The following is a 17,169-nucleotide window of genomic DNA, read 5'->3' on the forward strand; positions in this document are numbered from 1 at the left end:
CCCCCTCTTGACATCGCACATTCGGTCAGCGGCCGCCGAAGAGGCCGGCGGACCACGCGACGGCCAGGCCGATCACCGCCGAGCAGCAGCAGACCAGCAGGGCGGCGGCGACCACCGCGAGGATCACCCAGGTCGGCCCGCGCCGGGCCGCGGCCGGTCCCGATTCCGTCCCGGGTACGTCCGCCCCGGTCGGCTGCTCGTCGTCCGCGCTCACCCGGGGCAGTCTAGGTGCCTCGGCCCGGGACGGCCGGTGTTCCCGTCGCGGGGCAGGATGGGGCGATGGAGCTGGTTTCGATCGCCGACATCCGGGTCGCCGCCGACGACGTGGCCGGGACGGTGGTGCGTACCCCGTTGCTGCCGACGCTTTGGGACGACGAGCTGTGCCTCAAGCCGGAGTGCCTGCAACCGGTGGGGTCGTTCAAGCTGCGCGGGGCGACCCACGCGGTGGCCCGGCTCGACCCGGCCGCCCGGTCCCGGGGCGTGGTGACCCACTCCTCGGGCAACCACGGGCAGGCGCTGGCGTACGCGGCCCGGGCGTTCGGCGTGCCGTGCACGGTGGTCGTTCCTGCAGGCGCACCGCAGGTCAAGGTGGACCGGATCCGGGCGCTCGGCGCCGAGGTGCGGCTCGTCCCGCCGGCCCGCCGGCTGATCGAGGCGGAGCGGATCGTGGCCGACACCGGAGCCGCCCTGGTACCGCCCTTCGACCATCCGCGGATCATCGCCGGGCAGGGCACCATCGGGCTGGAGATCGTCGCCGACCTGCCCGAGGTGGACGTGGTGCTGGTGCCGGTGGGCGGCGGCGGGCTCTCCTCGGGCGTGGCCACGGCGGTGAAGGCGCTGCGCCCGTCGGCCGCCGTGATCGGGGTGGAGCCGGAGCTGGCCGCCGACGCGCGTGACTCCCTGGCCGCCGGTGAGGTGGTGGTGTGGGACGTGGAGCAGACCTACCGGACCAGCGCGGACGGGCTGCGCACCAACCTGTCCGCGCTGACCCTCGCCCACCTGCGGGAGCGGCTCGACGGCATCGTCACGGTCACCGAGGAGGAGATCGGTGCGGCACTGGGCCGGCTGGTCCGGGAGGCTCGGCTGGTGGTCGAGCCGAGCGGCGCGGTCGCGCTGGCGGCCCGGTTGTTCCACCGCGACGAGCTGCCGGCGGGACGCACGGTGGCCGTGGTCACCGGCGGCAACGTCGACCCCGCGGTGCTGTCGGTTGCGCTCGGCTCCGCGCGTTAGGAGGGGACCCCTCCTAACGCGCGAAGGCGTTAACAGGGGGCCCCTCCTTGCAGCTCAGGCGCGGCCGAGGCGGTCCAGGATCCAGGCGTTGATGAACGCCTCCTCGCGCCAGGCGTCGTACCGGCCGCTGGGGCCGCCGTGCCCGGCGCCCATCTCGGTCTTGAGCAGGTAGTCGCCGGCGGGCGAGACGGCCCGCAGCCGGGCGATCCACTTGGCCGGCTCGTGGTAGAGCACCCGGGTGTCGTTCAGGCTGGTCACCGCGAGGATGGCCGGGTAGTCGACGGCCGCCACGTTCTCGTACGGGGTGTACGACTTCATGTACGCGTACACCTCGGGGTCGTCGAGCGGGTTGCCCCACTCCTCCCACTCGGTGACGGTGAGCGGCAGGGACGGGTCGAGGATCGAGGTGAGCGCGTCCACGAAGGGCACCTGCGCGACGATCCCGGTGAAGGCGTCCGGGGCCAGGTTGGCCACCGCGCCCATCAGCAGGCCGCCGGCCGACGCGCCCCGGGCGACGAGCCGGTCGCCGGCCGTCCAGCCGGCCTTGACCAGGTGCCGGGCGCAGGCCACGAAGTCGGTGAAGGTGTTCTTCTTGGCCAGCAACTTGCCCTCGTCGTACCAGCGCCGGCCCAGTTCACCGCCGCCGCGGATGTGCGCGACGGTGAAGATGACGCCCCGGTCGAGCAGGCTGAGCCGGGCGATGGAGAACCACGGGTCCATGCTCGCCTCGTACGACCCGTAGCCGTAGACGACGGCGGGGGCGGAGCCGTCGCGCGGGGTGCCCGTGCGGCAGACCAGCGAGATCGGCACCCGGGTGCCGTCGTCGGCGAGCGCCCAGTCCCGGTGCTGCTCGTAGTCGGCCGGGTCGTACGGCCGCCCGTCCGGCCCGGGGCGGACCGGCTTCTGCTTGCGCAGCACCATCTGCCGAGTGACCAGGTCGTAGTCGTAGACCGAGTCGGGGGTGACCAGCGAGGTGTAGCGGAGCCGCACCTCGGTGGTGCGGTACTCCGGGTTGGCGTCCAGCCCGACGCTGTAGAGCGGCTCGGGGAAGTCGATGTCGTACGCGTCGCCGCCGCCGACCGGCAGCACCCGCAGCCCGGTCAGCCCGTTGCTGCGCAGCGAGACGACCAGGTGGTTCTGGAACGCGTCGACGGCCTCCAGCCGGGTGCCGGGGGTGTGCGGGATCAGCGGCGTCCAGTCGCCCGGCGTGTCCGCCGAGGTGAACGCCAGCGCGAAGTCCTCGGCCCCGTCGTTGTGCAGGATCAGGAACCGGTGCCCGTGGTGCTCCACCGCGTACTCGACGCCCTGCCGGCGGGGCGCCACGATCGCCGGTTCGCCGGTGGGGTTGGCCGCCGGGATGACCCGTACCTCGCTGGTGATCTTGCTGTGGATGTCGATGACCACGAAGCGTTCGGACCGGGTCAGCTCGACGCCCACCCAGAACCGCTCGTCGTCCTCCTGGTGGACCACCACGTCCTCGCTCGACGGGGTGCCCACGGTGTGCCGCCACACCCGGTTGGGTCGCCACGCGTCGTCGACGGTGACGTAGAACAGTGTCGAGGCGTCGCTGGACCAGGCGGTGCCGTAGAAGGTGTCCGGGATCTCGTCGGGCAGCACCTCGCCGGTGCTCAGGTCCTTGACCCGCAGGGTGAACCGCTCGTCCCCGGCGAAGTCCGTCGAGTACGCCAGCCAGCGCCCGTCGGGGCTGACGTCGAACGCGCCGAGGGCGAAGAAGTCGTGCCCCTCGGCGAGCAGGTTTCCGTCGAGCAGCACCTCCTCGCCGTCCAGCGGGGCGCCGTCGGCGCTGATCGGGGGCGCGGTCTCGCCGTCCCGGACGGCCCGGCGGCACTGCACGCCGTACTGCTGGCCCTCGACGGTGCGGGTGTAGTACCAGTACCCGTCCTTGCGGGTGGGCACCGACAGGTCGGTCTCCTGGGTGCGCCGGCGGGTCTCCTCGAACAGCTCGCCGCGCAGCGCCTCCAGGTGCGCGGTGCGCCCGTCGGTGTAGGCGTTCTCCGCGGTCAGATGGGCGATCGTCGCCGGGTCGTCCTTGGCGGCCAGCCAGGCGTACTCGTCGACGACGGTGTCGCCGTGGTGGGTGCGCTCGGTCGGGACGCGCTTGGCGACGGGTACCGGGGTCTCGGTGGTCACGGCGTCACGTTACCGGCCGGGACCCCGCCGCCGGGCGGGCGCGCCATCGGATTCCGGCGACTCGCCGACGGGTCTTTCGAACATGTGTACGATAACCGCCATGGCGGCTGCAGCGAGTTCCACCAACCGACCCGGAGCCCTCGAGATCACCCGGCGACTGGCGGAGATCTGCGGCCCGCCGTTCGCCCGCTTCGCCGGACCGGCCGACGAGGTGGCCGGCCGGACGGCCCGCTGGGTGGCGGTGCCGGGCGGTCCGCACGCCGCCGCCGAGGTGCTGCGGCTGGCCGCCGCGCACGACCTCACGGTGGTGCCGCGCGGCGCCGGCACCAAGATCGACTGGGGCGCCGCCCCGGAGCAGGTCGACATCCTGCTCGACACCGGCCGGCTCGCCGGGATCTGGCACGAACCGCAGGGCTCGGCGGTGGCCGAGGTCGGCGCGGGGACCCCGCTGCGGGCCGTGCAGGCGACCCTGGAACGCACCGGCCGGCGGCTGCCGATCGACGCGCCCTCCCCGGGGGCGACCCTGGGCGGGGTGCTCGCCGCCGACGAGGCCGGCCCGCTCCGGCTCCGGCACGGCACCCCGTGCGCCCAGCTCGTCGGTGTGCGCTACCTGGACGCCGACGGCGAGCTGGTCAGCCTGGGCGACGCCGGCACCGCGTTGCTGGGTCGGGCCGCCCCGGCGCCGCCCGCCGGCCCGGCGGACGGGGGTGCGGCGGCGCTCTTCGGCCGGGGTGAGCTGCCGGGGCTGGACGTGGCCCGGCTGCTCTGCGGCTCGCAGGGCGGCCTGGGGGTGCTGGTCTCGGCCACCATGCAGGTGCAGGCCGTGCCGGCCGGCCGGGTCTGGGTGTCCCGGCCGGTCTGGACCCCGCTGGAGGTGCACGACCTGGTCCGGGCGGTGCTCGCCGCCCGCCTGTACCCGTCGGCCGTCGAACTTGACCTGCCCGTGCCGGTGTCGCTGCCGCGCCGGCGGGTCCACCCGTCGCACCCCTCGGTCGTCGGCCGGCCCGACCATCCGGCCGTGACCGGGCGATCGACCCGGCCGGCTGCGGCGGGCAGCCTGGTGGTGCTGCTGGAGGGCGGCCCGGCGGACGTCGCGGAACGGGCGGACCAAGTGGTCGCGGTGCTCGGCGGCGAGGCGGTCGCCAGCCATTCGGCGCCGGAGTGGTGGGGGCACTACCCGTTCGGTCCCGGTGACACCGCGCTGCGGATCGAGGTGCCCATCAACGACCTGCACGCGGCGGTCTACGCGTTGCGGGACGCGGCCGGCGCCGTGGTGCCCGTCCGGGGGTCCGCCGGGGTGGGCACGGTGCACGCCGCGCTGTCCGGCTCGATGCCGCCGGAGCGGGTGGCGTCGATCCTGGCGGCGGTGCGGGGGGTGCTCGTGGCGCGGCAGGGCCGGTGCGTGGTGGTCTCCGCTCCCGCCCCGGTCCGCCGGGCCGTCGACCTCTGGGGCGAGCTGCCCATCCTGCCCCGCCTCCGCACGGCGAAGGCCCACCTCGACCCCCACCACCGCCTGGCTCCCGGCCGTCTCCCCGGCGGCCTCTGACCCCGCCCTGCCAGCGGTGCGGGAAGGCCGGTCAGAGGGCGTCGTTGCGGAGGACGAGGACGGCGATGTCGTCCCGGGGTGGTTCGACGGAGAAGCCGATCGCCGTGGCGCGGAGTCGGGCCGCGATCACGTCGGCGGAGTAGCCGGCGAGCGGGGCGGCCGACTCGCGCAGCCGTTCGACGCCGAAGAGTTCCCGCCCGCGCCGCCGCTCGGTGACCCCGTCGGTGTAAAAGATCAGCGTGTCGCCGGGCCTGAGCGTGATGTCGGCCGTGGGGGTGGCGATCGAGTCGAGCAGCCCGAGCGCCGTGCCGCCGGTGCCGACGAAGGCAGCCCCGCCGCCGGAGTGCAGCAGCACCGGACGATCGTGCCCGGCCAGGTGCAGGGCGACGTCGAGCTGCCGGCCCTCGCCCGGCCCGACCGCCGCCATCGCCAGCGTGCAGTACCGGCCGCCACCCCGCTCGACCAGCGTCTCGTTCAGCCGGCCCAGCACCTCCGGCAGCGGCTTGCCGTCGCCGACCAGCACCCGGATCACGTCCCGTACCAGGCCGGTCACCGCCGCCGCCTGCACGCCCTTGCCGGAGACGTCGCCGATGACCACCAGCCAGCGGCCGTCGGCCAGCGGCACCACGTCGTAGAAGTCGCCGCCGACCTCGGCGTCGTCGCCGGTCGGGACGTACTCGGCGCCGAAGCCCATGCCCTCCACCACGGGCAGGACCGGGGGCAGCAGCGACTGCTGGAGGGTCTGCGCGACCCGGCGGCGCTCGGCGTGGATGCGGGCGTTCTCGATGGCGAGGGCGGCCCGCCGGGCCACGTCCTCCAGCACCGAGACCTCGTCCGGGTCGTGTCGGTGCCGCTGGTGGCGGCCGACCGCCAGGGTGCCGAGCCGCTGCCCGCGCGCGATCAGGGGTACGGCGAAGCCCTCCATCGGCCCGCTCAGCGGCACCTGCGACGCGCTCCGGGACGCCTCCCTCAGCCGGGCCTGGACCGAGTCCGGCCCGGTCTCGTTGAGCACCCGGTGCAGCTGCGGCAGCACCGCCTCGTCGGCGTGGCTGGACGCGGCGAGCCGGAGCCGGCCCCACTCGTCGGTGGTGTGCACCGCGCACCACTGGCCCAGCCGGGGCACCACGAGCTGCGGGATGAGCGCCATGGTCAGCTCGACGTCGAGGGACTGGGCGAGCAGTTCGCTCGCCTCGGCGAGGAAGGTCAGCCAGGCCGATCGCCGGATGTCCGCCCGGCGCAGCCGGTCGTTCTCCAAGTGCAGCGAGAGCCGCTCGGCGGCCAGCACGGCCAGCGGCCGGGCGTACGCCGAGGGCGCCGCGTCCAGCTCCAGCTCGCCGGCGTACGGGCGGTGCACGGCGAGCGGCACCCGGAGCAGGTCGTGACCCTCCCGGGGCTGCCGGCCGTACCGGGCGAGCAGCTGGGCGCCCTGCCCGTCGCCCCGGTCCAGCCGGATCACCCCGCCGGCCGCGCCGACCATCTCGGCGAGCCGGGTGAGCAGCCCGGCGGCGAATTCCGGCAGCGGGTCGTCCCCGTACGGGTCGGGGCTGATCTGCATCAGCTCGCTCATCGCGGCGGCGCTCGGGGCGCTCTCCCCGGGGTTGGCCGGAGCGGCGACCGCCGTGCGGGTCTCGGCCGCGACCGGCCGGGCGGACGGCGCCGCGTCGGGCCGGTCGAGCCGGAACCAGACGCCCTTCCCGGTGGGCAGGTAGGTGGTGCCCCACCGGCTGGCGAAGTGGTCCACCAGCAGCAGCCCGCGCCCGCGCTCGGCCACCTCCGTGATGTCCGAGGCGACGTTGCGGACGCCGACCACCAGCTCCTCCACCGGCCCGGACGCGAAGTCGGTGACCGTCACGGTCATACCCGTTCCGTCCGCTTCGACCTCGATGTCCAGCTCAGTACGCGCGTGCTCGACGGCGTTGGTGGTGAGTTCCGTGGTGAGCAGCAGGGCCTCGTTGAGCAGCTCGTCCAGTTCCGCCTCGGCGAGGACGGACCGGACCAGCGCGCGGGCCGCGGCGGGCGTACGTCGGTCCGCGGGGAGCCGGACCCGCCGGACGTGCTCGTCCGAGCCGCCGTTCATCGCCGGCTCCGCCTCCGCTGACACCTTCGTATCCTCTACTGCCGCCACCTCGGGTGCCAACCCGCTACCCAAACGTGTGCCCCGGGTGAGGCCGTGACGACGCGTGCGCGTGGCGTGGTCGCAGTGGTCGTCGCCTCGACGCGACGCGGGCAGAATGATGGGATGGCCGCGTGTCGGCACGAGCCGGTTGGCCCCGAGCTGAGCGAGGAATGATGACCACGGCGAAACAGTCGGTAGCCGCGGACGACCACGAGGTGCTCCTCGGCGAGCTGGTGGAGGCGCTGCGGCGGGTGGGCCGCGGCGACCTCCGGGTCCGGCTGCCGAGACGGGCCGGGCTGGCCGGTCAGGTGGCCGACGCCTTCAACGACGTGGCGTCGCTCCAGGAGCGGCAGCACCACGACCTGCGCCGGATCAGCCGGGTCGTCGGCCGGGACGGCCGGCTCACCGAGCGCCTCGACGACGAGGGCCTGGACGGCTCGTGGGCGGAGGGGCAGCGGGCGGTCAACTCGCTGATCGACGACCTGGGCCGCCCGACCACCGAGATCGCCCGGGTCATCGTGGCGGTGGCCGACGGCGACCTGTCCCAGCACATGGCGCTGGAGATCGACGGCCGCCCGCTGCGGGGTGAGTACCTGCGCATCGGCCGCACGGTCAACACGATGGTGGACCAGCTCTCGTCCTTCTCCAACGAGGTGACCCGGGTGGCCCGCGAGGTGGGCACCGAGGGCAAGCTCGGCGGCCAGGCCGACGTGCGCGGCGTCGCCGGCACCTGGAAGGACCTCACCGACTCGGTGAACACCATGGCGTCGAACCTGACCGGCCAGGTGCGGTCGATCTCCCAGGTGGCGACCGCGGTGGCCAAGGGTGATCTGTCGCAGAAGATCACGGTCGGCGCGAGCGGCGAGGTCGCCGAGCTGGCCGACACCATGAACTCGCTCACCGACACCCTGCGGCTCTTCGCCGAGCAGGTGACCCGGGTGGCCCGCGAGGTGGGCACCGAGGGCAAGCTCGGCGGCCAGGCCGACGTGCCGAACGTCGCCGGCACCTGGAAGGACCTGACCGACAGCGTGAACTCGATGGCGTCGAACCTGACGTCGCAGGTGCGCAACATCGCCCAGGTCTCCACCGCGGTGGCCCGGGGCGACCTGTCGCAGAAGATCACGGTGGCCGCCCAGGGCGAGATCCTGGAGCTCAAGGACACCGTGAACACGATGGTGGACCAGCTCTCGTCGTTCGCCGACGAGGTGACCCGGGTGGCCCGTGAGGTGGGCATCGAGGGCAAGCTGGGCGGCCAGGCCCAGGTGCGCGGCGTCTCCGGCACCTGGCGCGACCTCACCGAGAACGTCAACCAGCTCGCCGGCAACCTGACCAGCCAGGTGCGGAACATCTCGCAGGTCTCCACGGCGGTGGCGAAGGGTGACCTGTCGCAGAAGATCACCGTGGACGCGCAGGGCGAGATCCTGGAGCTGAAGAACACCGTGAACACCATGGTGGACCAGCTCTCGTCGTTCGCGGACGAGGTGACCCGGGTGGCCCGTGAGGTGGGTACCGAGGGCAAGCTGGGCGGTCAGGCCCAGGTGAAGGGGGTCTCCGGCACCTGGCGGGACCTGACCGACAACGTGAACTCGATGGCGTCGAACCTGACGTCGCAGGTGCGCAACATCGCCTCGGTGACCACCGCGGTCGCTAAGGGTGATCTGTCGCAGAAGATCACCGTGGACGCCCGGGGCGAGATCCTGGAACTGAAGTCCACCGTGAACACGATGGTGGACCAGCTCTCGTCGTTCGCCGACGAGGTGACCCGGGTGGCCCGTGAGGTGGGTACCGAGGGCAAGCTCGGCGGTCAGGCCCAGGTACGCGGGGTCGCCGGCACCTGGCGGGACCTGACCGACAACGTGAACTCGATGGCGTCGAACCTCACCGCCCAGGTGCGGAACATCGCCCAGGTCTCCACCGCGGTCGCGAAGGGTGATCTGTCGCAGAAGATCACCGTGGACGCCCGGGGCGAGATCCTGGAACTGAAGTCCACCGTGAACACGATGGTGGACCAGCTCTCGTCGTTCGCCGACGAGGTGACCCGGGTGGCCCGTGAGGTGGGTACCGAGGGCAAGCTCGGCGGTCAGGCCCAGGTGAAGGGCGTCTCGGGGACGTGGCGGGACCTGACCGACAACGTGAACTCGATGGCGTCGAACCTGACGTCGCAGGTGCGGAACATCGCCTCGGTCACCACGGCGGTGGCGACGGGTGACCTGTCGCAGAAGATCACGGTGGACGCGCAGGGCGAGATCCTCGAGCTGAAGTCCACGGTCAACACGATGGTGGACCAGCTCTCGTCGTTCGCCGACGAGGTGACCCGGGTGGCCCGTGAGGTGGGTACCGAGGGCAAGCTGGGCGGTCAGGCCCAGGTGAAGGGCGTCTCCGGCACCTGGCGCGACCTCACCGAGAACGTCAACCAGCTCGCCTCGACCCTCACCACCCAGCTCCGGGCCATCGCCCAGGTCTCCACCTCGGTGACCCGCGGCGACCTGACCCAGCGGATCGCGGTCAAGGCCCAGGGCGAGGTCGCCGAGCTGAAGGACAACATCAACCAGATGATCGTCACCCTGCGGGAGACGACCAAGAAGAACGCCGAGCAGGGCTGGCTGGACTCCAACCTGGCCCGGATCGGTGGCCTGCTCCAGGGTCAGCGGGACCTCGGCGAGGTCTGTCGCATGATCATGATGGAGGTGACGCCGCTGGTCGACGCCCAGCTCGGCGCGTTCTTCCTGATGGACGGCTCCGAGGGGAGCATGCGGCTGCGGCTCACCGCCTCCTACGGCTACGTGGCGCGGGGGCACGACGTGACCTTCGGGCCTGGCGAGGGGCTGGTCGGGCAGGCCGCCCTCTCCCGGCGGACCATCCGGGTCAACACGCAGCCCGACGGGCGCCTGGTGCTGCGCTCCGGGCTGGCCGAGACGCCCCCCGCCGACCTGGTGGTGCTGCCCGTCCTCTTCGAGGGCGAGCTGCTCGGCGTGATCGAGTTCGCCGGGGTGACCACCTTCTCCGAGCTGCACCTGACGTTCCTGGAGCGGCTGGTCACCACGATCGGCATCGCGGTCAACACCATCCAGGCGAACCGGCGTACGGAGGAGCTGCTGGCCCAGTCGCAGCGGCTGGCGCTCGAACTCCAGGATCAGTCGGCGGAGCTCCAGCGCACCAATGCCGAGCTGGAGGACAAGGCGAAGCTGCTCTCCGAGCAGAAGGCGAGCATCGAGACGCAGAACCGGGAGATCGATCTGGCCCGGCTCGGCCTGGAGGAGAAGGCGCAGCAGCTCACCCGGGCCTCGGCGTACAAGTCGGAGTTCCTGGCGAACATGAGCCACGAGCTGCGTACGCCGTTGAACTCGCTGCTGCTGCTGTCCCGCCTGCTCGCGGAGAACCCGGAGCAGAACCTGACGCCGAAGCAGATCGAGTTCGCCCGCACCATCCACAGCGCCGGCTCGGACCTGCTCTCCCTGATCGACGACATCCTGGACCTGGCCAAGATCGAGGCGGGCCGGATGGACGTCGAGCCGACCGAGCTGCGGTTCTCCGAGCTCCGCGGCTACGTCGAGCAGGTGTTCGCCCCGCAGGCTGAGGAGAAGGGCCTCGACTTCCAGGTACGGATCAGCGAGGACCTGCCGCCCTCCCTGGTCACCGACGCCCAGCGGTTGCAGCAGATCCTGCGCAACCTGCTCTCCAACGCGGTGAAGTTCACCGATCACGGCGCGGTGACGCTACGGATCGCCCCGGCCCCCGAGAACGCGGTCTTCGACGTGCCGGCGCTGACCAACGCCCAGCGGGTCATCGCGTTCACGGTGATCGACACCGGCATCGGCGTCTCGGACGACAAGCTCTCGCTGATCTTCGAGGCGTTCCAGCAGGCCGACGGCACCACCAGCCGGCGGTACGGCGGCACCGGGCTCGGCCTGTCGATCAGCCGGGACCTGGCCCGCCTGCTCGGCGGCACCATCACCGTGTCGTCGGCGCCCGGGCAGGGGTCGACGTTCACCCTCTTCGTACCGGACGTGCTGGCGCCGGACGCGGTGGTGGCGCCGGCGCCGCCCTCGCCGAGCCGCGCGGGCCTGCCGTCGTCCCTGCTGATGCCGATGGAGCTGCCGCAGCCGGCGGAGACCCCGGCGGCCCGGCGGCTGGAGGGCGTGACCGTCCTGATCGTCGACGACGACGTCCGTAACGTGTTCGCCCTGACGTCCGCGTTGGAACTTCATGGGATGACCGTGTTGTACTCGGACAATGGGGCGGACGGCGTCCGCCAGTTGGCCGAGCATCCGGAGGTGGACATCGTGCTGATGGACGCGATGATGCCGGACCAGGACGGGTACGAGACGACCCGGCAGATCCGCCGCAACCACCGCTTCGTGGACCTGCCGATCGTCTTCCTGACCGCGAAGGCGATGCCCGGTGACCGGGAGTCGGCGATCGCGGCCGGGGGCAGCGACTACATCACCAAGCCGGTTGACCTGGACGAGCTGATCGAGATGATGGCGTCCTGGATCGGCCGGAGCCGAGGCGAGGAGACCCCGTGACCCAGACGGCCAAGGCGCTGCTGGTGGACGACCGGCGGGAGAACCTGATGGCCCTGGAGGCGATCCTCCAGGGGCTCCCGGTGCAGTCGGTCGCCGTGGAGAGCGGCGAGGCGGCGCTGAAGCAGCTCCTGGTGGACGACTTCGCGGTCATCCTGCTCGATGCCCAGATGCCCGACATGGACGGCTTCGAGACCGCCACCCACATCAAGCGGCGGGAGCGGACCCGGCACGTACCGATCATCTTCCTCACCGCGGCGGACAAGGACGCCCAGCTCGCCCTGCGCGGCTACGCGGTGGGTGCGGTCGACTACCTGACCAAGCCGTTCGATCCGTGGGTGCTGCGGGCCAAGGTGTCGGTCTTCGTCGAGCTGTGGGTGAAGACCCGGCAGCTCGCCGCCCAGTCGGACCTGGTGCGGGAGCGGGACCACCAGTGGCGGGTGCTCACCGACGCGGTGGACGAGGCGACGGCCCTGCTGCACGCCGACGACAGCCCGGAGGTTCGGGAGCGCGCGGTGGACATCCTGGAGCAGGCCCGCTGGGGCAACCCGGCCTGACCGCTCAGTCGGCCCGGTCGCCGTGCCCGGTCGCGGCACGCCGGGCCCGCCACCGTGCGCCGAGGGCATCGATCTCCTCCTGTACGAACAGGAAGAAGTCCCGCATCTCGGCCACCCGCTCGCCGGCCGGGGTGGTCCGCCCCTGCAGCGCGTCCACCCCGCCGTTGGCGATGTCGATGAAGTTCTTGTAGAGGCCGGTCTTGGTGATGGTGGCCTCGTACCAGGGGTTGTCCGGCATCCGGTAGCGGTCCCGCCGGGAGCCCTTGACCGGCTCGCGGACCAGCATGCCGAACTGGGTGAGATACCGGACCGCGCCGGAGACCGCCGCCGCGCTCACCCCGAGCCGCTCGCCGATCTCCGCGGCGGTCAACGGGTGGTCCGCGCTCATCACGGTGAAGAGCACCCGGCCGGCCATCCGGGGAAAACCGACGTCCGCGAAGGCCATCGCCATGCGCTCGACGAAGAGGTGAACCTCCTCCTCGCTCGGGGCCGGGCGGTGGTCGTCAGACATCGGCGGTCGCTCCTCGCGTCAAAAAGTTGGGAAGCTGATGGTGCCTCAGCTCTCACTGTCTTCACAAGTTTATGAAACGAGCGTAGCTTCCAAATCATGGAAACCCCAATCGAGGTGTCCGGCCTGGTGAAGACCTTCGGCCGGACCCGAGCGCTCGACGGACTCGACCTGACCGTCCGCACCGGCGAGGTGCACGGCTTCCTGGGGCCGAACGGCGCCGGCAAGTCGACCACCATCCGGGTGCTGCTCGGTCTGCTGCGGGCGGACGCGGGGGCCGTCCGGCTGCTCGGCGGCGATCCCTGGCGGGACGCCGTCGCCCTGCACCGCCGCCTCGCGTACGTCCCCGGCGACGTCACCCTCTGGCCGAATCTCAGCGGCGGCGAGGTGATCGACCTGCTCGGTCGGATGCGCGGCGGGCTCGACCCGAAGCGCCGCGCCGAGCTGCTGGAGTCCTTCGAGCTGGATCCGCGCAAGAAGGGCCGGGCCTACTCCAAGGGCAACCGGCAGAAGGTCGGCCTGGTGGCGGCCCTCGCCTCCGACGTCGAACTGCTCATCCTCGACGAGCCGACCTCCGGCCTGGACCCGCTGATGGAGGAGGTCTTCCAGCACTGGGTACGCCGGGCCAAACTGGACGGGCGCACCGTGCTGCTGTCCAGCCACATCCTGGCCGAGGTGGAGGCGCTCTGCGACCGGGTGACGATCATCCGCAACGGCCGCGCCGTGGAGTCCGGCACCCTCGGCGAGCTGCGTCACCTGCACCGCACCTCGATCGACGCCGAGCTCGCCGCGCCGCTGGACGGGCTGGCCGACCTGCCCGGCGTGCACGACCTGCGAGTGGACGGCAACCGGGTGCGCTTCGACGTGGACACCGCCGCCCTGGACACCGCCCTGCGTCGCCTCACCGAGCTGGGCGTACGCAGCCTGGTCAGCCAGCCGCCGACGCTGGAGGAGCTGTTCCTGCGGCACTACGAGGCGGTCCCCGAGGCGATCCGATGAGCACGCTCACCGGCACTCGGCACCTGGTCCGGCTGATCCTGCGCCGGGACCGCGTCCTGCTCCCGCTCTGGGTGCTGGTCCTCGCGGTCCTGCCGATGTCGTACGCGACCAGCTTCTTCGAGCTCTTCCCGACGGACGCCCAGCGGGCCGCGTACGCCGCCGGCACCGCCCGCAACCCGTCGATCGTGGCGCTGCTCGGCCCGGTGTACGGCGACAGCGTCGGCGCGCTGACCGCCCAGCGCAGCGGCTTCCTGCTCGTGATCATCGCGCTGGCCAGCCTGCTCACCGTCATCCGGCACACCCGCACCGAGGAGGAGGCCGGCCGGCGGGAACTGCTGGGCGCGACTGTGCTCGGCCGGTACGCCGGGCTGACCGCCGCGCTGCTCGTGACGTACGCGGCCGACCTGCTGCTCGGCCTGCTCACCGCCGCCGGGCTGGTCTCCACCGGCCTGCCGCCGGCCGGTTCGTACGCGTACGGCCTCGCCGCCGCGCTGACCGGCATCGTCTTCGCCACGCTGGGCGGGCTGAACGCCCAGCTAACCGAGACGGCGGGCGGAGCACGGGGGATCGGCATCGCGGTGCTCGGGGCGGCGTTCGGGCTCCGGCTCGTCGGCGACACCGCGACGAACGACTGGCCGAGCTGGCTCTCCCCGCTGGGCTGGACGGCCCGGGTGCGAGCGTACGAGGGGGACCGCTGGTGGGTGCTGGCGCTGCCGCTGGTGGTGTCGGTGCTGATCGCGGCGGCCGCGTACCCGCTGTCGGTGCGCCGCGACCTGGGCGCCGGGCTGCTGCCGCCGCGGCTCGGTCCGGCCACCGCCGGCTCGGCCCTCTCCGGGCCGTTCGGGCTGGCCTGGCGGCTGCACCGGGGGCAGATCCTCTGGTGGTCGGTCGGCTTCGGCCTGCTCGGGCTGATTCTGGGTGGGGCGGCCGAGGCCGCCGGCCGCTCGGTCGAGGGGAACCCGCAGCTGGAGCAGATCATGGCCCGGCTCGGCGGCGCCTCCAGCCTGGCCGACGCCTACCTCGGGGCCACGCTCAGCCTGGCCGGATTGGCCGCGGCCGGGTACGGTGTCCAGGCCGCACTGCGGATGCGCTCGGAGGAGACCGCCGGACGGGCCGAGCCGCTGCTGGCGACCGGCACGCACCGCTCGACCTGGCTGTTCTCGCACGTGGTGTTCGCGCTGCTCGGCCCGGCGGTGGTGCTCGTCGTGACCGGCCTCGCCATCGGCGTCACGTACGGCGTCAGCGTGCACGACGTGCCGGGTCAGCTGCCCCGGATGGCCGGGGCCGGGCTGGCCCAGGTGCCGGCGGCCTGGGTCCTCGCCGGCGTGGCGGTGCTGTTGTACGGGCTGGCCCCGCGCCTCGCGCCGGCGGCCTGGGCCCTGCTGGCGGTGTGCGTGCTGCTCGGTCAGCTCGGTGCGGTGCTCGAACTCGACCAGTGGCTGCTGGACCTCTCCCCGTTCACGCACACTCCGCAGGTGCTCCGGCCGACCTGGAGCGCCACCCCGCTCTGGCTGCTCACCGCCGTGGCCCTCGCCCTGGCGACGTTCGGCCTGGCCGGATTCCGTCGCCGCGACGTCCCGGTCACCTGAGCCGCCCCGACCTGTCGATCAATGAGGTTGGCGGCGTCCGTGGAGATCCACGGCGCCGCCAACGTCATGATCAACGACGGCGGGGTCAGGGGGCGGTTTCGTTGCGGATCATCAGGGCCGAGCGGAGGCCGGTGATGTCCAGGACGCGCAGCAGGAAGTCGCCGACGTTGCTGAGCACCAGCAGGCTCTGGGCGCGGCTGGCCTTACGGCTGAGCACCACCAGCGTGCCGAGCCCCTGCGAGTCGCAGAAGGTCACCCCGCCCAGGTCGAGCACGATCCGCGGCGGGGGATCATTCAGCACCTCATTGACGACTGTCGACAGCTGGGCGGCCGTGAGCATGTCGATCTCACCGGCGAGGCGAAGCACTGCTTCATCCCCGGTCCGGTGTACCGTGATGGACAGTTCGGCACGATCCACCCGGTCAGCGTATCGCGATCTCGACCACCGGGCCTGTCGAGCGGGCCGCCGGTCGCTGGCCCGCGCCGGCCGGGCGGGGCGTGAGCCGGGTAACCCCCGATGCGGGGTCGTTGCCGGTCGGCCGTCCGGCGCTGACACAATGGCGGCATCGTGACCGATACCTTTTCCGCCGGATCCGGCCGCTACCCGGCCGACGCGCCGGCCTCCGAGGCCCTGTTCGACCGCGCCAAGGCCATCGTGCCCGGCGGGGTGAACTCCCCCGTGCGCGCCTTCCGTGCCGTTGGCGGCACCCCGCGCTTCATGGTCCGGGGGGAGGGTCCCTGGCTCTTCGACGCCGACGGTCGCCGCTACGTCGACCTGGTCTGCTCCTGGGGTCCGCTGATCCTCGGGCACGCCCACCCGGAGGTGGTCGAGGCGCTGCGCGAGGCCGCCGCGCTCGGCACCAGCTTCGGCACCCCGACGCCGGGCGAGGTCGACCTGGCCGAGGAGATCATCGCGCGGACCCCGGTCGAACAGGTCCGGCTGGTCAACTCGGGGACCGAGGCGACCATGTCGGCGATCCGGCTGGCCCGCGGCTTCACCGGCCGGGCCAAGATCGTCAAGTTCTCCGGCTGCTACCACGGCCACTCCGACGCGCTGCTCGCCGCCGCCGGCTCCGGCGTGGCCACGTTCGGCCTGCCCGACTCGCCCGGCGTGACCGGGGCGGCCGCCGGCGACACCATCGTGCTGCCGTACAACGACGTCCGCGCGGTGGAGGAGGCGTTCGCCGCCGAAGGGCAGCACATCGCCGCGGTCATCACCGAGGCTGCCGCCGGCAACATGGGCGTGATCGCCCCGCGCGACGACTTCAACCAGCAGCTCGCCCGGATCGCCCACGCGTACGGCGCGCTGCTCATCGTCGACGAGGTGATGACCGGGTTCCGGGTCTCCCGCGCCGGCTGGCACGGCCTCGACCCGTCCGACGCCGACCTGTGGACGTACGGGAAGGTCATGGGTGGCGGCCTGCCCGCCGCGGCGTTCGGCGGTCGCGCGGAGATCATGGAGAAGCTCGCCCCGGCCGGTCCGGTCTACCAGGCCGGCACCCTCTCCGGTAACCCGCTGGCCTGCGCCGCCGGCCTGGCCACGCTGCGGCTCGCCGACGACGCGCTCTACCGGAAGCTCGACGAGACCGCCGCCATGGTGGGCAAGCTCGCCACCGACGCGCTGGCCGCCGCCGGGGTCCCGCACCGCCTGTCGTACGCGGGCAACATGTTCTCGATCTTCTTCACCGACGCCGACGTGGCCGACTACGACAGCGCCCGGACCCAGCAGGTGCCCGCGTTCAAGGCGTTCTTCCACGCGATGCTCGCCGCCGGCGTCTACCTGCCGCCGAGCGCGTTCGAGTCGTGGTTCGTGTCGGCGGCGATCGACGACGCCGCGGGTGAGCAGATCGCCGCCGCCCTTCCGGGCGCGGCGAGGGCGGCGGCAGCGGCGGGACACGGGGGGTAACGGGTGAGCGCGAGGAGTGAGCCGGTTTTGCGAGCCCCGCAGTC

General features: G+C 72.7%; 12 protein-coding genes. 7 read left to right on the forward strand and 5 right to left on the reverse strand.

The window, feature by feature from the left end:
* Positions 1-25 precede the first annotated feature (25 nt).
* Positions 26-214 carry a hypothetical protein gene (locus ACFYOS_RS17615; RefSeq protein ID WP_387142121.1) on the reverse strand — a complete coding sequence of 63 codons (189 nt, stop codon included), beginning with the start codon at positions 212-214 and terminating at the stop codon, positions 26-28.
* A gap of 65 nt (positions 215-279) precedes the next feature.
* Between ACFYOS_RS17615 and ACFYOS_RS17620 the strand changes: the two genes are divergently transcribed.
* Positions 280-1,230 carry a threonine/serine dehydratase gene (locus tag ACFYOS_RS17620; RefSeq protein WP_387142124.1) on the forward strand — a complete coding sequence of 317 codons (951 nt, stop codon included), beginning with the start codon at positions 280-282 and terminating at the stop codon, positions 1,228-1,230.
* A 54-nt stretch (positions 1,231-1,284) separates the two neighbouring features.
* Here the strand turns inward: ACFYOS_RS17620 and ACFYOS_RS17625 are convergent, their stop codons facing one another.
* On the reverse strand, positions 1,285-3,381 hold the full coding sequence (locus tag ACFYOS_RS17625) for a S9 family peptidase (RefSeq protein ID WP_387142127.1): 2,097 nt from the start codon (positions 3,379-3,381) through the stop codon (positions 1,285-1,287).
* A 100-nt stretch (positions 3,382-3,481) separates the two neighbouring features.
* Between ACFYOS_RS17625 and ACFYOS_RS17630 the strand changes: the two genes are divergently transcribed.
* On the forward strand, positions 3,482-4,927 hold the full coding sequence (locus ACFYOS_RS17630) for an FAD-binding oxidoreductase (protein ID WP_387142130.1): 1,446 nt from the start codon (positions 3,482-3,484) through the stop codon (positions 4,925-4,927).
* Between the two features lie 31 nt (positions 4,928-4,958).
* Here the strand turns inward: ACFYOS_RS17630 and ACFYOS_RS17635 are convergent, their stop codons facing one another.
* Complete coding sequence (locus ACFYOS_RS17635) at positions 4,959-7,028, reverse strand: SpoIIE family protein phosphatase (protein ID WP_387142132.1); 2,070 nt, start codon at positions 7,026-7,028, stop codon at positions 4,959-4,961.
* 188 nt (positions 7,029-7,216) lie between these two features.
* Here ACFYOS_RS17635 and ACFYOS_RS17640 point away from each other — a divergent pair, with 188 nt between their 5' ends.
* Positions 7,217-11,569, forward strand: a complete 4,353-nt coding sequence (locus tag ACFYOS_RS17640; RefSeq protein WP_387142135.1) for a HAMP domain-containing protein — start codon at positions 7,217-7,219, stop codon at positions 11,567-11,569.
* Positions 11,566-12,123 carry a two-component system response regulator gene (locus ACFYOS_RS17645; protein ID WP_387142138.1) on the forward strand — a complete coding sequence of 186 codons (558 nt, stop codon included), beginning with the start codon at positions 11,566-11,568 and terminating at the stop codon, positions 12,121-12,123. The genes ACFYOS_RS17640 and ACFYOS_RS17645 overlap by 4 nt, the downstream gene beginning before the upstream one ends.
* 4 nt (positions 12,124-12,127) lie before the next feature.
* On the opposite strand, the gene ACFYOS_RS17650 is transcribed toward ACFYOS_RS17645, so the two are convergent.
* Positions 12,128-12,634 carry a GbsR/MarR family transcriptional regulator gene (locus ACFYOS_RS17650; RefSeq protein ID WP_387142141.1) on the reverse strand — a complete coding sequence of 169 codons (507 nt, stop codon included), beginning with the start codon at positions 12,632-12,634 and terminating at the stop codon, positions 12,128-12,130.
* Between the two features lie 96 nt (positions 12,635-12,730).
* Here ACFYOS_RS17650 and ACFYOS_RS17655 point away from each other — a divergent pair, with 96 nt between their 5' ends.
* Complete coding sequence (locus ACFYOS_RS17655) at positions 12,731-13,630, forward strand: ATP-binding cassette domain-containing protein (protein ID WP_387142144.1); 900 nt, start codon at positions 12,731-12,733, stop codon at positions 13,628-13,630.
* The gene (locus ACFYOS_RS17660; protein ID WP_387142147.1) at positions 13,627-15,219 is read left to right on the forward strand and encodes an ABC transporter permease; all 1,593 of its coding nucleotides are present in this window, start codon (positions 13,627-13,629) and stop codon (positions 15,217-15,219) included. The genes ACFYOS_RS17655 and ACFYOS_RS17660 overlap by 4 nt, the downstream gene beginning before the upstream one ends.
* An 85-nt stretch (positions 15,220-15,304) precedes the next feature.
* Here the strand turns inward: ACFYOS_RS17660 and ACFYOS_RS17665 are convergent, their stop codons facing one another.
* Positions 15,305-15,637 (reverse strand): STAS domain-containing protein, encoded by a 333-nt coding sequence (locus tag ACFYOS_RS17665; RefSeq protein ID WP_387142150.1) that lies wholly within the window; start codon positions 15,635-15,637, stop codon positions 15,305-15,307.
* Positions 15,638-15,787: 150 nt separating this feature from the next.
* On the opposite strand from ACFYOS_RS17665, the gene hemL reads away from it, so the two are divergent.
* Positions 15,788-17,125: a glutamate-1-semialdehyde 2,1-aminomutase gene (gene hemL / locus ACFYOS_RS17670; protein WP_387142152.1), complete on the forward strand. Its 1,338-nt coding sequence runs from the start codon at positions 15,788-15,790 to the stop codon at positions 17,123-17,125.
* The last annotated feature ends 44 nt before the right edge of the window (positions 17,126-17,169 follow it).

Origin of the sequence: Micromonospora sp. NPDC005806 (assembly GCF_042871425.1) — a bacterium.
Taxonomy (GTDB): Bacteria; Actinomycetota; Actinomycetes; order Mycobacteriales; family Micromonosporaceae; genus Micromonospora.

Excerpts from the sequence above, each read along its gene's own strand:
- ACFYOS_RS17655 (WP_387142144.1), top strand. The coding sequence starts at position 12,731 with ATGGAAACCCCAATCGAGGTGTCCGGCCTGGTGAAGACCTTCGGCCGG.
- ACFYOS_RS17650 (WP_387142141.1), bottom strand. The coding sequence starts at position 12,634 with ATGTCTGACGACCACCGCCCGGCCCCGAGCGAGGAGGAGGTTCACCTC.
- ACFYOS_RS17660 (WP_387142147.1), top strand. The coding sequence starts at position 13,627 with ATGAGCACGCTCACCGGCACTCGGCACCTGGTCCGGCTGATCCTGCGC.
- ACFYOS_RS17630 (WP_387142130.1), top strand. The coding sequence starts at position 3,482 with ATGGCGGCTGCAGCGAGTTCCACCAACCGACCCGGAGCCCTCGAGATC.
- ACFYOS_RS17640 (WP_387142135.1), top strand. The coding sequence starts at position 7,217 with ATGACCACGGCGAAACAGTCGGTAGCCGCGGACGACCACGAGGTGCTC.
- ACFYOS_RS17620 (WP_387142124.1), top strand. The coding sequence starts at position 280 with ATGGAGCTGGTTTCGATCGCCGACATCCGGGTCGCCGCCGACGACGTG.